The sequence below is a fragment of the Larkinella fluvii genome (genome assembly GCF_051857545.1).
Classification (GTDB): Bacteria; Bacteroidota; Bacteroidia; order Cytophagales; family Spirosomataceae; genus Larkinella.
The window spans coordinates 52,458-67,903 of sequence record NZ_JBPZHB010000011.1; the positions used below are offsets into that span (position 1 = coordinate 52,458).

General features: G+C 53.2%; 9 protein-coding genes. All 9 read left to right on the forward strand.

What is annotated here, in order from left to right; translation table 11 throughout:
* Positions 1-8 precede the first annotated feature (8 nt).
* The 9 genes from ACS5NO_RS27120 (at position 9) to aac(6') (ending at position 15,444) form a co-directional block, all read left to right on the forward strand.
* Positions 9-1,703 (forward strand): SusD/RagB family nutrient-binding outer membrane lipoprotein, encoded by a 1,695-nt coding sequence (locus ACS5NO_RS27120; RefSeq protein WP_439418033.1) that lies wholly within the window; start codon positions 9-11, stop codon positions 1,701-1,703.
* A gap of 151 nt (positions 1,704-1,854) precedes the next feature.
* The gene (locus tag ACS5NO_RS27125; protein ID WP_439418034.1) at positions 1,855-5,271 is read left to right on the forward strand and encodes a SusC/RagA family TonB-linked outer membrane protein; all 3,417 of its coding nucleotides are present in this window, start codon (positions 1,855-1,857) and stop codon (positions 5,269-5,271) included.
* 23 nt (positions 5,272-5,294) lie between these two features.
* Positions 5,295-6,935 (forward strand): SusD/RagB family nutrient-binding outer membrane lipoprotein, encoded by a 1,641-nt coding sequence (locus ACS5NO_RS27130; RefSeq protein ID WP_439418035.1) that lies wholly within the window; start codon positions 5,295-5,297, stop codon positions 6,933-6,935.
* A gap of 116 nt (positions 6,936-7,051) precedes the next feature.
* Positions 7,052-8,314: a hypothetical protein gene (locus ACS5NO_RS27135; RefSeq protein ID WP_439418036.1), complete on the forward strand. Its 1,263-nt coding sequence runs from the start codon at positions 7,052-7,054 to the stop codon at positions 8,312-8,314.
* Between the two features lie 44 nt (positions 8,315-8,358).
* Positions 8,359-9,735, forward strand: coding sequence for a PhoPQ-activated pathogenicity-related family protein (locus tag ACS5NO_RS27140; protein ID WP_439418037.1), 1,377 nt, complete (start codon positions 8,359-8,361; stop codon positions 9,733-9,735).
* Positions 9,736-9,844: 109 nt separating this feature from the next.
* Entirely contained in the window at positions 9,845-11,626 is a 1,782-nt protein-coding gene (locus tag ACS5NO_RS27145) for a purple acid phosphatase family protein (protein ID WP_439418038.1), read from the forward strand.
* A complete protein-coding gene (locus ACS5NO_RS27150; RefSeq protein ID WP_439418039.1) occupies positions 11,626-12,432 on the forward strand; it encodes a glycerophosphodiester phosphodiesterase in 807 nt (268 codons plus the stop codon). Before ACS5NO_RS27145 ends, ACS5NO_RS27150 begins: the two co-directional genes overlap by 1 nt.
* Before the next feature lie 152 nt (positions 12,433-12,584).
* Positions 12,585-14,798 carry a DUF6923 family protein gene (locus ACS5NO_RS27155; RefSeq protein WP_439418040.1) on the forward strand — a complete coding sequence of 738 codons (2,214 nt, stop codon included), beginning with the start codon at positions 12,585-12,587 and terminating at the stop codon, positions 14,796-14,798.
* A gap of 208 nt (positions 14,799-15,006) precedes the next feature.
* Positions 15,007-15,444, forward strand: a complete 438-nt coding sequence (gene aac(6'), locus ACS5NO_RS27160) for an aminoglycoside 6'-N-acetyltransferase (RefSeq protein ID WP_439418041.1) — start codon at positions 15,007-15,009, stop codon at positions 15,442-15,444.
* The last annotated feature ends 2 nt before the right edge of the window (positions 15,445-15,446 follow it).

Consider the following 15,446-nt stretch of genomic DNA (forward strand, 5'->3'; position numbering starts at 1 on the left):
TATTTACCATGAAACGATTTCACCTTTTTTCCAAAGCGGCTTTCATTCTGGCGATGTTCCTGTTCTCCTCCTGCGAAGAACAACTGACCGAACTGAATGAAAACCCCAATGTGGTTGACCCCGCTACGGCCAACCCAAACATGTTGATGCCAACGGTCACTACCGGCCTGGCAACCAGTTATCTGGGACTTGGCTACGGCGATATTGCCGGGGTTGTGCAGCACACCCAGAAAGACGGCTGGTTTGGCGGACATAACCATTACGACTGGACGCCCAACGACTGGAGCAATTATTATAACCTGCTGCGTAACAACGAGTTTCTGTATCAGCGGGCGTCAGAACTGGGCTTTAAATTCCATCAGGGTGTGGCTCTGACCATGAAGGCCTACATTTTCGGGCTGATCACCGACCTCTGGGGCGATGCGCCTTACACCAATGCCTTGAAGGGCAACTTGTCTAACGACTACATCCTGCCGACGTATGACAGCCAGGAGGTAATTTACAAGGGTATTATCGAGGATCTGAAGGCCGCTTCTGCCCTGTTTGCCACCGGCGAAACAACGGGCTATCTGACCAACTACGATGTGTTCTACAAGGGCAATGCGGCCAACTGGCACAAGTTTGCCAACTCGCTGCTGCTGCGGTATTACATGCGGATTTCGGCCAAATTGCCAGACATTGCCAAAGCCGGGATCGAGAGCGTTTACAGCTCCGGTATTTATATCAAAAGCCCCAGCGAAGATGCCGTCATGGACTACATTGGTGCCACTGCCGCCAACTCCTGGCCCGGTGCCGTTGCGTTTGAAGCCGACCCCTCGGAATACCGTCGTCGGAAACCCGCTAAACCGCTGGTCGACAAACTGCTGCAACTCAACGATCCGCGTCTGAAAGTATGGATTGCGCCGGTTTACGTGCAGTGGGTGGCTGATCCGACCCTTGCTACCCCGGTCGATCCGTTTATCCGCCGAAACGGGGTGATTCAGACGGGTACGGTTTCGCTGACTGATGCCGCCTTCCTGCCCCTGGTGAAAGCCGGTACGAAGTTTACCCGGAACTTCAACCCCAACACCTTCTCCGTAGCGATCGATACGCGTGAATACGTGGGTGTTCCGCCCGGTTTGATTGACCCAAGCTCGTACAATTACAATCCTACGACGGGACAAGTTGTTCAAAATCAGCACGTTTCGCAACTTGCCGAACTCTATCGCGGAAGCAGTGGCGGTTTGCTGAAAGCCCGGCTGATGTCGGCTTCCGAAACCTCGTTCATCCTGGCCGAAGCGGCCATGAAAGGCTGGGCGGTTGGAAGTGCCGAAACCCACTACAACGCCGGGGTGAAAAATTCGCTCGAAACTTGGGGTGTGGGAACGCAATACAACACCTACATTGCCACTGCCGGGGTGAAATTCGATAATACCCTGGCCCAACTTATGGATCAAAAATGGATTTCCAGTTGGACGGCGGCTCCCGAAGCCTGGTTCGATTACCGCCGAACCGGCCTGCCCGCCTTTAAACCCGGACCGGCTGCGGCTGAAAATGTATTGCCGGTGCGTTTCATTTACGGCGATAACGAAACCAACTACAACAACGCCAATGTGACGAGTGCACTGAGCAAACTGGAAGAAAATTCCCATACTAAAATACGGGGCAAAAACAGCCAATGGGCCAAACCCTGGGTGATTCAGGGAACCGGCAAACCCTGGTGATTAAATTACCTTGAACAAATTGAAAAGGGTGGACAGGATCCACCCTTTTTCACGTAAATTATTTATATTTCAGCACTTTATTTTTATAAACCGTATACTCAATTTCGTAACTCCTCTTTTCTCTTTTTCTGTAAACTCTTATGCAAAAACTATGAACCGAACCTCTATTTTTTCGAAAACGCTCCAGTGTTTGTTTGTCACCACATGGTTGCTGGGGATGATTCTCGCTCCGGCCCGGGCGCAACAATCCCGGCGGGTAAGCGGCACCATCAAGCTGGGCACCGACAATTCCCCCATTCCCGGCGTCAATGTGCTCATCAAAGGCTCCACGCTCGGAACCACCAGTGACAACAATGGCCGGTATTCGCTGGAGGTCAGCGGTACCAATCCGGTTTTGATTTATTCCTTCATCGGTTACAAAACTGAAGAAGTGACCGTTGGCAACCGCAGCACCATCGACGTAACGATGACCGAAAATGCGGAAATGTTGCAGGAAGCCGTGGTGACGGCCCTCGGGATCAAACGCGAAGAACGCTCGCTGGGCTACGCGGTTGGAAAAATTGACGGCAAAGACCTCACGCGCGTCGTTCAGGAAAACGTGCTCAATAGCATGGCCGGCAAAGTAGCTGGCGTTAACATCAGCGCCACCGGCGGAACCGGCTCGTCGGTCAGCATGGTGATCCGGGGTGCCAAATCGCTCAGCAGCGACAACCAGCCGCTGTTTGTGGTCGACGGCGTGCCGATTGCCAACACGCTCAACAACGTCAGCCAGGTCGGGAACGACAACCGGGTCGACTATGGCAATGCCATTTCGGGCCTGAACCCCGACGACATCGAGAACATTTCGATCCTGAAAGGACCCAGCGCAGCCGCACTCTATGGCACGCGAGCGGGAAACGGCGTGGTGCTGATCACGACCAAAAACGGCTCCAAAGTCAAAAAGCTGACGGTAACGATTACCTCGAATACGGTGTTCGACCAACCGTACAAGTTTCTGAAATGGCAAACCAGTTTTGGCTCGGGGCAGTATTCGGCCATTCCGGTTTCCATCAGCAAAAACCCGCTGACCAATCCGTTTGGCAAGCTGATTCAGGAGGAAATCGGCGCGACTTATGGCGCAGCCCTGGACAAAGGCTACGAAGAAGTGCAGTGGAACAGCCCGCTGGATGCCAACGGAAAACCGATTCCGTTGCCGCTGGTATCGCACAAAAACAACGTCAGGAACTTCGTTCAGACCGGTATCACCACCACCAATGGGATTTCCATCGCCAACAGCACCGACCAGATTACGTACCGGATTTCGTATTCAAACATGCAAAACCGGGGGATTATTCCCAACTCGGATTTGTTTAAAAACACGCTGAATTTCAGTTCGTCGCTCAAACTCAGCGAGAAACTGCGGATGAGCACCAACATCGACATCAGCCGCAACAACTCCAACAACCGCCCCGCCGGAAACCGGGGTTCCAATCCGTTGCAGGCGGCATACAACACTTCGCCCCACATCGACCTGCTCGAACTGAAAAACTACTGGATGCCGGGCCAGGAAGGTCTGCAGCAACGTACACAGTATAACGGAATTTATAACAACCCGTATTTTCTGGCGAACGAAATCAACAATGGTTTCACCCGCGACCGCGTTTTTGGGAACCTACGCGCCGACTGGCAAATCACGAAGGACATCAGCTTCATGGGCCGGTATTCGCTCGACACCTACCAGGAACAACGGGAAACCAAGATCGCCAACAGCTACACCAACGATCCGCGGGGAGCCTACGGTCTGATCAACATCGGTTCGTTCGAAAGCAACGCCGACTTTCTGGCCACCTACAAGAAAGACATTGGCAACTTTGGCCTATCGGTTTCGGCGGGGGGGAACTACCGCCACCAGAAAGGCTCGAACCTCACCAACGCCACCCGCAACGGCACCGGTTTGATCGTTCCGGGTGTTTTCACCATTCAGAACATTGCCCCAGCCAACCTTGACTACAGCAGCACAAAATTCGAACGCGGCATCTACAGCCTGTATGGTCTGGCCAACCTGAGCTTCAAAGACATGGTGTACCTGGATTTGACGGCCCGCAACGACTGGTCGAGTACGCTGCCAGCCGCCAACCGCTCCTACTTCTACCCCTCGGCTTCGCTGAGCGTGTTGTTGAATGAAATTCTGCCGGTTTCCAACACCATCAGTTTGCTGAAACTGCGGGGTGGAATTGCGCAGGTGGGCAACGACGCCAATCCGTATATGCTGCTCAGCACACTGGGCAACGCCGGAAGCTGGGACGGCATTCCACGCCTGAACGTGCCGGGCACGCTGCTCATTTCGGACCTGAAGCCGGAAATTGCCACCTCTACGGAGTTTGGCCTTGATGTGAATCTGTTCCGAAACCGCCTGCGGGCCGGTGCCACCTATTACGTATCGGAAAACCGCAACCAGATTCTGAGCACCAAACTACCGCCGTCATCGGGTTATACCCTGAAAAACATCAACGCCGGTTTGCTGGTCAGCAAAGGAATAGAGCTAACGCTGGGCGGAACCCCTCTGGAAAAGAACGGCTGGCGACTGGACCTCAACGCCAACCTGACCCGCAACCGGACCACCATCAAAAAACTGTCAGACGACCTCCCCTACTTCACGCTCTGGACCGACGCCAAAGGTGGTGCCTGGACGTATGTGGGTGATGAAATCGGCGATTTATACGATGCCAAAGTCGTTACGGTGGAAGACAAAAATTCACCCTACTACGGCTATCCCATTCTGGATCAGACCGGCAAGTGGCAGTCTATCGACGCCATCAACACCAAGAACAAAATCGGGAATTTCAACCCCCGCTTTATTCTGGGTATGCAAACGTCGCTCAGCTACCGCGGCTTCAGCCTGAACATGACGTTCGACTGGCGGAATGGCGGGGATTTTGTCTCGCAAACCTACCGCTACGGCGAAGAAGACGGCCGCTCGCAGTTGTTTCTGGATAAACTCATCAACCCCAACGGCCTGACCGGTGATGCGCTCCGTAACTACCTCGTGGCCAATCAGGACAAAATGATTCTGATCAATGGCAATAACTTCCCGCTGGTGGGTGGCCCTACCCCCGACTACAACGGTTATCCGTTCAAGTACGGCCCTTACACCCTCCCCCACGGCGGGGTGTTCATTCCGGGCGTGGTGGCAACCGGCTACGACGAAAATGGCAAACCAACCGGCTATAAGGAAAACCTGGGCGGCCCCGGCACCCTGATGCTGCCGTTTGCCGGTTCAACCTCCTGGGCGTTCTCGCGGGCGGTAACGTTTGATGCGTCGTTCCTCAAACTCCGTGAAGTATCGTTCGGGTATGATCTGCCGCAGAGTTTTGTCAAACGAATCGGGCTGCAAAATGCGAACGTTTCGGTCTACAGCCGGAACATCATTCTGTGGACAGCCGCCAAGATCGGCATCGATCCCGAAATGGCTTTCCAGCTCGAATCCGGCGTCCAAAGCTCCGGGATTCAGTTTAAGCAGGGCATTGAACGGTATAATGTCACGCCCTGGGTTATTCCGGTGGGCTTCCGGCTTGGTTTAACATTTTAAGCAACCCGATCTTCTCAAAAACCATGAAAATTGTCACGCATAAAGTTATCAGTCTCGTTGTTCTGTTTTCCCTGACGGTCATTTCCTGCAAGGATCTCACGGACCTGAATGTCAATCCCAACGGGGTTGAGCCCACAACGGCGCACCCGAATCTGGTGCTCTCAACCGTCCTGACCGAAGCAGGAAAAGCCTTCGTAAACCTGGGCTATCAGGACATTGCCGGGGTGATGCAACATACCCAGAAAGACGGCTGGAGCGGTGGTCACAACGATTACGACTGGGGTGGCAGCCAAAGCTGGAGCAGCTATTACGACATTCTGCGGAATAATCAGTACGTCTACGACCGCTCAGTAACGCTCAATTTCGAACTCCACCAAGGCATTGCACTCGTCATGAAATCCATGCTGTTCGGACTCATTACCGACCTCTGGGGCGATGCGCCCTACAGCCAGGCGCTGAAAGGAGAAGCGGGGGGTGCGGCCAATACATTCCCGGTTTTCGATACGCAGGAAGCCATTTACACCGGCATTCTGGCCGATCTGGAAAAAGCCAACACCCTGTTATCCAAAGCTAAAAGTGCTTATACGAGTAACGCTGACGCTGCCGATGTGTATTACAAAGGCGACCCAACCAAATGGCGGAAACTCGCCAACTCGCTCGCCCTGCGGTACTATATGCGGATTTCGTCTAAAAAACCGGATGTGGCCAAAGCCGGTATTGAAAAAATCGTCGCCAACGCCACGCAATATCCGATCATTACGGCTTCGGCCGACGATGCGGCCATGGCCTTTGCGGGCAACAGCAACGACGATTCGTGGCCGGCCAACGCAACCTACGACGCCAGCGAAAGCAATTACCGCCGGTTAAAAATGAGCGATACCTTCGTCAAAGCCCTGCTGGCGGTCAACGACCCCCGGCTGGCGATCTGGGCCAATAAAGTGCAGATTCCACTGGTGGTGGACGCCACACTTCCGGCAAAAACCGACAAAATTATCGATGGCAAACGGTATCTCTCCCCTGACATGGTGGTGGGAAAAGAAGTCAATACCAATCCCTCGTATGTTGGTCTGCCAACCTCCATTGTCGGCGGCTCGGCTTATAACCTGAGCCCGACGGCCGAACAGGCGGCTAAAAACCCGCACGTTTCGTGGTTGAACGACATCTATAAAGCCGCCAAAGGGCCTTTGCTGAAAGCCCGGCTGATGTCGGCGTCGGAGGTGAACTTCATCCTGGCCGAAGCCGCCCAGAAAGGCTGGGCCGCCGGTGATGCCAAAGCCCGCTACGAAGCCGGGGTGAAAACATCCCTCGAAACCTGGGGGTTGGCCAGTGCTTACCCGACCTACGTCGCCCAGAAAGACGTGGCTTACAACGGAACCCAGAAGCAGATCATCGAGCAGAAGTGGATTGCCAGTTGGACAGCCGCCACCGAAGCCTGGTTCGACTACCGCCGGACCGGTTTTCCCGAACTCAAAACCGGCCCTAACGCCAAACGCAAGGTGCTGCCCGTCCGGTTTTATTACATGCTCGATGAGCGGAATCTGAACAAAGCCAATTCAGATGCCGCACTCGGCCGCCTGGAATTGACGCCCAACTCGGAAGCCGATGGCAAAAACAGCCCCTGGTCGAAACCGTGGGTTTTGCAAGGCACCGGAAAACCGTGGTAGTTTTTTGAGAGACAAGAGGGTAGACAAGAGAATAGAGACGGCGGGCTGATCGGGATTTGAAAATCCCGATCCCGCCTGTCCGGGATTTGTAATCCGATTTTGGGAAGAAATTATCGATGAAAAAGACGTTTTATTTCCTGTTCGTATTTCTAATTTCAACGGTTTCCGCTAACGCGCAGCAATTTCGGGCGGGGGCGGCTTTGCGGGTGATTACGCCGAATCCGCTGTTGCCCATTTCCGGCGGGATTGGTACGCCTAAAAAAGCGACGGAGAAAAAGGGAGACCTGTTCGTTCGGGCGTTTGTGCTCGAAAAAGGCGCCACCCGGATTGCCATCGTCAGCGTCGATAACCTCGGCTGGCCTTCGGTTTTGGGCAATAAATCCCGGGCGCTGATCAAAAGTGTGCCGCCCGGCAACGTGCTGATCGGGGCCACGCACACCCACAGCGGCCCGGATGCCTACGGTTTTCCGGATCAGTCGGGCAAGGCGTTGGCGGATTTGCCCTATCTGGAGAAATGTGTGGCCCAGATTGCCGAAGCCGTTGAAGAAGCCGTTAAGAACCTGCAACCGGCGAGTCTGAAAGTGGCAGTGGGTGAAGCGAAAGGGAAAATTGCGTTTAATTATTACGCGGCCGACTTGTACGATCCGCGCTGCGGGGTCATTCAGGCCATCGCTTCCGCAGGAGCCAACAAAGGGAAACCGATTGTGACGCTGGTCAATTACGCCATCCACCCCGAGGTGATCGGGTCGGGACGCGGCATTTTGAGTCCGGATCTGTGCGGCCCCTTGTACGACAAAATTGAGTCGAAAACCGGGGGCATGGCGATTTTTATGAACGGCGCGCAGGGCGGAATGGTTACGGCGGACGTCCGGCGGGAGGGCGGAACTGAAGCCAACACCTGGGAAGAATGCATCCGGATTGGTGAACTGCTGGGCGACGAAGCCCTGCGGATCGTCGGAACGGCCCCCACACTCGAAAATCCATCGGTCTATTGTGCGACCCGCATGGTCGAATTTCCGATTGAGTCGGATATGATGAAATACATCATCAAAAACTCACCGTTGGTGTATAAACTCACCGGTTCTGACAAAGTGACCACCCAACTGAATTTGCTGAACATTGGTCCGGCCCAGATTCTGACGGTTCCGGGGGAAGCCTTGCCGAATATTGGGTATTACGTCAAACGGCACATGAACACCAAATTTCCGTTTCTGTTTGGCTTAACGAACGACGCATTCGGCTACATGCTCACCAAAGTCGATTTCAATAGTTTCAAACGGTATGAGTACATCAGCCGAACCAGCCTGGGCGAAATGACCGGCGAAATTTACATGGAACAGGCGTTAAAAACCGTGTCGGAATGCCCGAAACCAGAATAAAAAAATACCCTTAAACCCCGAATAACCAAAAACCACTTATACGAATGAAACGATTCACAACACCATTTCTTCTGCTTTTAACACTGGCTTTTTTATCATTTGATTCCCCTAAAAAAGCACCCATTACGCCCGCTACGGCCCTTCAAAGTTATTTGAACAATGGCGACAAAACGTATCAATGGGAACTCAAAGATTCGTATGAAATGGGCGATGTAAAAGCCTATAACCTGCTGCTCACCTCGCAGAAATGGCGCGAACATACCTGGCGGCATCAAATGACCATTCTGGTTCCGAAAGAAAATAACTACGACGGTTCGCTGCTGTTTATTACCGGCGGTTCCAACAAAAATGAACAGCCCAACTGGAATGCCAAAGGCCATGAAGATAAAGTAATCAAAGGTCTGGTGGACATTGCCACCAAAAACAAAGCGATTGTTACGCTGCTGAAACAGGCTCCTAACCAGCCGCTGTATGACAACCTGACGGAAGATGCCCTGATTTCATACACGCTCCATCAGTTTAAAAAAGACGGCGATTATTCCTGGCCCCTGCTGTTTCCAATGGTGAAAAGTGCGGTGCGAGCCATGGACGCGGTGCAGGAATTTTCGAAGCAAACGTTGAAGCACGACATCTCCCGGTTTGTGGTTTCCGGTGCTTCCAAACGCGGCTGGACCACCTGGTTAACGGGTGCCAACGACAAACGGGTGGTGGCCATTGCTCCAATGGTGATCGACATTTTGAACATGCCGGTTAGTCTGGATTACCAGGTCAAAGTGTGGAAAGACTATAGCGTTCAGATCGAAGATTATGTCAAACTCGGGATTCCGCAAACTGCCAAAACCGAGAGTGGGAATGCGATCAATACGATGGTCGATCCGTATTCGTACCGCAAGAATTTAACGATGCCGAAGATGATTTTTATGGGCACGAATGATGAATATTGGGTGGTGGACAACATCAAAAATTATTTCGACGATATTCCGGGTGAAAACCTGATTCATTACGTGCCGAATGCCGGTCACAGCCTGGGCGATGGAAGGTCGGCCTTCGAAGGACTGGGTGCTTTTTTCGGGATCACGATGGCGAAAAAACCGTATCCCGTTTGCAAGTGGAATGCCACGAGTACCAAAAAAGGCGTCGATGTGTCGATCAAAACTACAGCGGATGCGCTGGTCGATGTGATTGTCTGGTCGGCCAATTCGCCGGACACCGATTTCCGGAATGAAACCTGGACGAGCAAAAGCCTGGGTGTTAAAAACAAAGCCAAAGTCGACGTTTCGGAAGCCTATCCAGCATCGGGGTATCACGCCTTTTACGTAGACCTGAAATATGCCAACCCCAACGGCGGCACCTACACCGAAAGTACGCGCATGTTTGTGTCGGACAATGACGAAGTATTTTTGAAACCCAGTTCGTTTTGACAACTTAATCATTTTAGCCGCTGTCAGGGCCTTTGGCCGCTGACAGAGCGCCGTAACCCTGTCAGCGGTCGAAGACCCTGACAGCGGTTACATATTCTTATACTGACCAATGAAGTCAACATTCGCCTTCTTATTCTTCGTTCTTTCACTCAGCTTTTCAGCCTGCCGAACCACCTCCAACCCATCCACGGCCTCGGTGAAAGACGTCATGGATGGGGCCGTCACCCGGCTGTATCAAACCCTTAAACCGGAACAACTCGACACGATCAGCCAGGCCTATGTACTTCAGTTTCTGACCGAAGCGGAGAAAACCGCCCTGGCGACCCGGTATTTGACCTTCGACGTTGATGTACCGGTGACGGTTTCGCTGATGCGCCATCAGGAGCAGAAGGTACTGCCGTTCTGGCTGGAAGACAGCGGTTTTCAGAAAACCGACCGGGTCGTTAAAAACGAAGAATACACCTATGAAGTCTGGCAAAAAACCTTCCCGGCTGGCCGGGTAGAACTGGGTATCAACGGATTCGACAAACACCGGCCGGTTTATTTCATCAGCGTGGGGCCACAGAAAGCGGGCGAAAAAGTTATTATTTCCAACGTATTTCCAACCCACCAAACGCTCGACACCATTCGGGTGGGCGCCTTTACCTACCACGACTGGAGTGACCTGACGCTAACCGAAGTGCCCGAATCGTTGCGCGGACAAACGCTTTTCCAGACCATTCGCGGACGCGCGCGGGAAGCACATCTGGTGGGAGCGTTTCGGAAAACCATATCCCCATCTTCGGACCAACCGGATCAGGTGCTGCTCACCTGGAGCGGTGATCCCACGAGCACGATGGATGTGCAATGGCGGACGTCAGTCCCGGTTGCGGATGGGCTGGTAAAATACTGGCAAACAAGCACAACGGACACGTTGACGGCTCCGGCGACGGCATTTCGGATGGAAGACCGCTTGTTGCAGAATGACCGGTATGCCAACCGGTTTACCGCGAACATTACCGGCCTGAAGCCGGGCGGTTCGTATGGCTATCGGGTGGGTTCGACGTCCGGCAAATGGTCAAAACCGGCCACGTTCAAGACCCAGAGCGCCATCGCCGAAGGGTTCTCGTTCATCTGGTTTGGCGATACGCACAAGTCGCCGGATTGGGGGGCGATGGCCCAAAAGACGTTGGCAAAACACCCCGAAATTGCTTTTTATTCCATCGCCGGAGACCTCGTCAGCACCGGTTTGCACCGCGATGAATGGGATGAATTGTGGCAGTATTCCGGTGGTATTTTCGAGCAAAAACCGCTGATGCCGATTCCGGGTAACCACGACAGCCAGGACGGTTTGGGAGCGGGAATGTATCAGGAAATGTTCAGTTTACCGAAAAATGGCCCCAAATCGCCGGACGTTCCAACGGAGCAGACGTATGCGTTTACGTACCAGAATGCCCTCTTTCTGATGATCGACGCGACCTCGCCGATCGAGGTCCAAACCGCCTGGATCAAAGACCAACTGGCGAATTCGAAAGCGACCTGGAAGTTTGCCTTTTTCCATTTCCCGCCCTATAATTTCGAAGAAGATTACGCCGGCATCCGTAAAGAATGGTGCAGCCTGTTCGATCAATACCACGTCGACATGGTGATGAGCGGCCACGTTCATTATTACCTGCGCACCAAACCGATGCTGGCCGAAAAACCGGTTTCCTCCCCGGCCCAGGGTACGATTTACACGATCTCCATTGGCATTCCGAGCGATCACAAGGTCTGGCCCGACGAGAAATACGCCGTGATCCGGCACAAAAACGGACCGCTGTACCAGCACTTGAAAATGGATGGCAAAACCCTGGTCTATCAGAGTTTTGACCAGGACGGGAAGGTGAAAGATGAATTAAAAATCGTGAAATGATGCGCCTACTTCCATTTCTACTTCTAGCCTTCGGTGCCATTTTCCAGAATACCACTAACGCCCAACCCGTCATTTCGGCCCACCGGGGGTCGTCGCTCGTGGCACCGGAAAACACGATGGCGACGTTCCGGGCGGTTTTGGCGATGCCGGTTAGTTACATTGAAATTGACGTTCGAACGACCAAAGACGGCCGGTTGATCATCCTCCATGATGGCAAACTTGACCGAACAACCACCGGTTCGGGACCGGTCGAGAACCTGACGCTGGCGGAGGTGAAGCAGCTTTCGGCCGGAAAAGGCTTTAATGAGAAATTTAAAGACGAACGAATTCCGACCCTGAGCGAAGTCTGTCAGTTGATTCGCGATTGGAACACCGGCCATGCTGCGAAGGTAAACCTGTATGTCGATTGCAAGGCCGTTGCACCAGAACCGTTAGTGACAGAATTAGCCGAGTTTGGCGTGTTGGCCGATGCGGTTTTCTACGGCTCCGACGACTATTTAGCGTCCTTGAAACAGGTTGCTCCGAAAGCGAAGTTGATGCCATCGTTAAAGAATGCCGATGAGTTATCCGCCAAAATTGAAAAGCTTCGTCCGTATGCGTTTGATGTGCGCTGGCCTTCGCTCACCCATGAGCTGATCCGGCAAATTCATGGCTACGGCATTCAGGTGTTTTCGGATGCGCTCGGCTTTTTTGAAAATGCGGAGCAATATAAGAAAGCCGCTCAAATGGGCCTCGATGTCATTCAGACGGATTACGTACTAAAAGTCCATCAGGCACTCGACGGGTTGAAAACCAAAAATGATTAGCCATACATTCTGCATATCACTGCATTACAATATGAAAAATTGCTTGATCATACATTTAATTGGCGTATCGTTTTTATCGTTCATCATAAGTTGTACTTTTACTGGGAATATACACTCCATGTTTACTAGTTCTCGTGTAAAACAACTTACGCATGATACACACTTTTTACCAGAAACCGTTTTTACCCCGCCTACTTTCCAATTCCACCGTTTCCCGTTCAGGACTGGCTCGCCTGTACCCCTTTTGCTCACTGGTTTTGGTTTCTTTCCTGCCCACAAAATTGCTTGCGCAAACACCTTTCACCTGTGGCACATCAGGTTACCAGGTATCGGCTCCGGGCGGTGGCAGCAACTCCACCTTGTATGCTTATGAAATGAGCACCGGAGTCCGAACCACGATCGCAGCCCTGACCCGCAACATCAATGCCATAGGCTACAATACGCTCGACAACCTGATCTGGGGCTATGACACCAATTCACACGAGGTGGTCCGGATCGACGCCACGGGGGCTGTATCGGCCTTCACCATTCCAAACCTGCCAGCCGCAGCTTTCAACACGGGAGATATCATTGGCAACGGTTATCTAATTCTTTACCAGGGGAATGGCTCCGGCTATTTTGTCGTCGACATCAATCCGGCCCGCCCGGCAACGTATCTCCAGGTCGTCAATCCCACCACGGGTTTCAACCTGTTCTCGGTCTCGCCCTACGGAATTCCTACGGCGGCCATCCCGGTGAGTGACTGGGCCTACAAACCTGCTGACGGGCTGCTGTACGGGCTGGCCAACACCTCCGCTCTGCTCACCACCCTGAATCCGGTTACAGGAGCCATCACGACGGCAGCCACGCCGGTGACCGGTGGCGGCATTGAAGCCGATGCCCCCGGCGGTTTTGGAGCGGCTTTCATCGACAACGCGGGCGATCTGTACGTGTTTGCCAACGGCAGCGGTAAGTTCTACAAGATCGATGTTTCTGCCAACACCGCCACCCTGCTGTCGTCTTCTACGCCTTCCGGGTTCAACGACGGCGCCCGTTGCAGCTCCGCAGCCCCTGTCACTTCCGCCCCCACACCGGTTCCTTTCTCCTGTACGGGTAACTACTATCAGGTGGCCGCCGGCAGCGGAGGGGCCGCTTCCACCCTGTACGAATATGACGTGGTTACCGGTACACGAACGGATGTGGCCACCCTGGACCGCAACGTCAATGCCATCGGTTATAACACGGTCGACAACATGCTGTGGGGTTTTGCGCCCAACTCGAACGAAATCGTCCGAATCGATGCCGCCGGCACGGTAACGGCCTTCACCGTTCCGAACCTACCGGGATACTCCTACAATGTCGGTGACGTGGTGGGTGACGGTTATCTGTTTCTTTACCAGGGCAATACCGATGCCTACACCGTCGTCGACATCAATCCGGCCCGTCCGGCCACCTATCTTCAAGTCGTAAAACCGACTTCGGGCTACACCCTGGCCACCAGCGCTCCTTTTGTGACGGGAATTCCGATTACGCCCCTGACCGACTGGTCGTACAGCTCGGCCGACGGTTTACTGCACGCAATCGTCAACGGCTCCCGTTTTCTGATGACCCTGAACCCCGCAACGGGCGCTACCACGACCTCGGCCGTTGCCGTCACCGGCGGGGGCATCGAGTCAGAGACGGGTTTTGGCGCGTCTTTCCTCGACAGCGATGGGAACTTGTACGTCTTTTCCAACAGCAGCGGCAAGTTCTTCCGCATCGATCCGACGACCAACACGGCCAATTACTTGTCAACCTCCATTCCTTCCGGTTTCAACGACGGTGCCCGCTGTAATCTGGCGGCTGCCCCTCTGCCGGTTTCGCTGATCAGCTTTTCGGTCAAACCGCTGTCGCCCGTCACGGTGGAAGTAAACTGGGTAACGGCTTCGGAAACCAACAACAAAATGTACGTGGTTGAACGCAGCATTGACTTGAGAAAGTTTGAAAAAGTGACTCAGGTTGAGGATGTGGCAGGCACAACCCCGGGCGAACAACGCAGCAATTACCGCATTGTTGACCAGGCTCCCTACCGAGGAACAAGCTATTACCGATTGACACAGGTGGACATCGACGGTAAAACCACCCGCTTTCCGATTCGCTCCGTCATTCTGGACCGAGCCTATGGCGTATTCCCGAATCCGGTGGAAGGCTCCACCTTCACCCTGCAACTGGACGAACCGCAAACGGCCAAAATCACGCTGAAGACCGTGGATGGCCGCAACCTCTCGTTCACGAAGTCGGTCACCAACGAAAACGTCCTGATCCACACCGATTTAGCCAGCGGGATGTACGTCATCCAGGTAACCGAGCGCGGCCAAACCCGGGTACATCGGATAGTGGTCAGGTAATTCAAAATTTTGAATTCTGTTCACACTGAAAAGCCAAACCGGTGATCGATCGATCACCGGTTTTTTCTTATGAATCGTTCCTGTTGTGGTTTATCATTCCCACTCAGGCCATTGTTAAATCAACTATCCGTCAGGTTTTCTATCTTTAACCATCAACATCCGGACTGACAACCGTCAGTCCACTTGAAAATTTTGGAAAACCGTCGCAATGATCATTGAACCACTGGCAATAGCTACCGTCAAAACGCTAACGGAACTGGCTTTAGAACTCTGGCCGGACTGCACGTTTGACGAAGAATATGACTACTATACAAGCATCGTGGATGCCGAGACCGAAATCTGTTACCTCGTCCGGGAGCAGGAACGCTACATCGCCTTCGTCCATCTGTCCATCCGTACCGATTACGTTGAAGGTGCCACCGAATCGCCTGTGGCTTACCTGGAAGCGATTTATGTAAAACCGGCTTATCAAAAGCGCGGCATTGGCCGTGAATTGGTGCGTCTTGGCGAAGAATGGGGAAAACGAAACGGATGCCGACACTTTGCCTCCGATGCGGAACTGACGAATGGGGCAAGCATCGATTTCCACACAAAAACCGGTTTTACCGAAGCCAACCGCATCGTTTGTTTTATTAAAGACTTATAAAA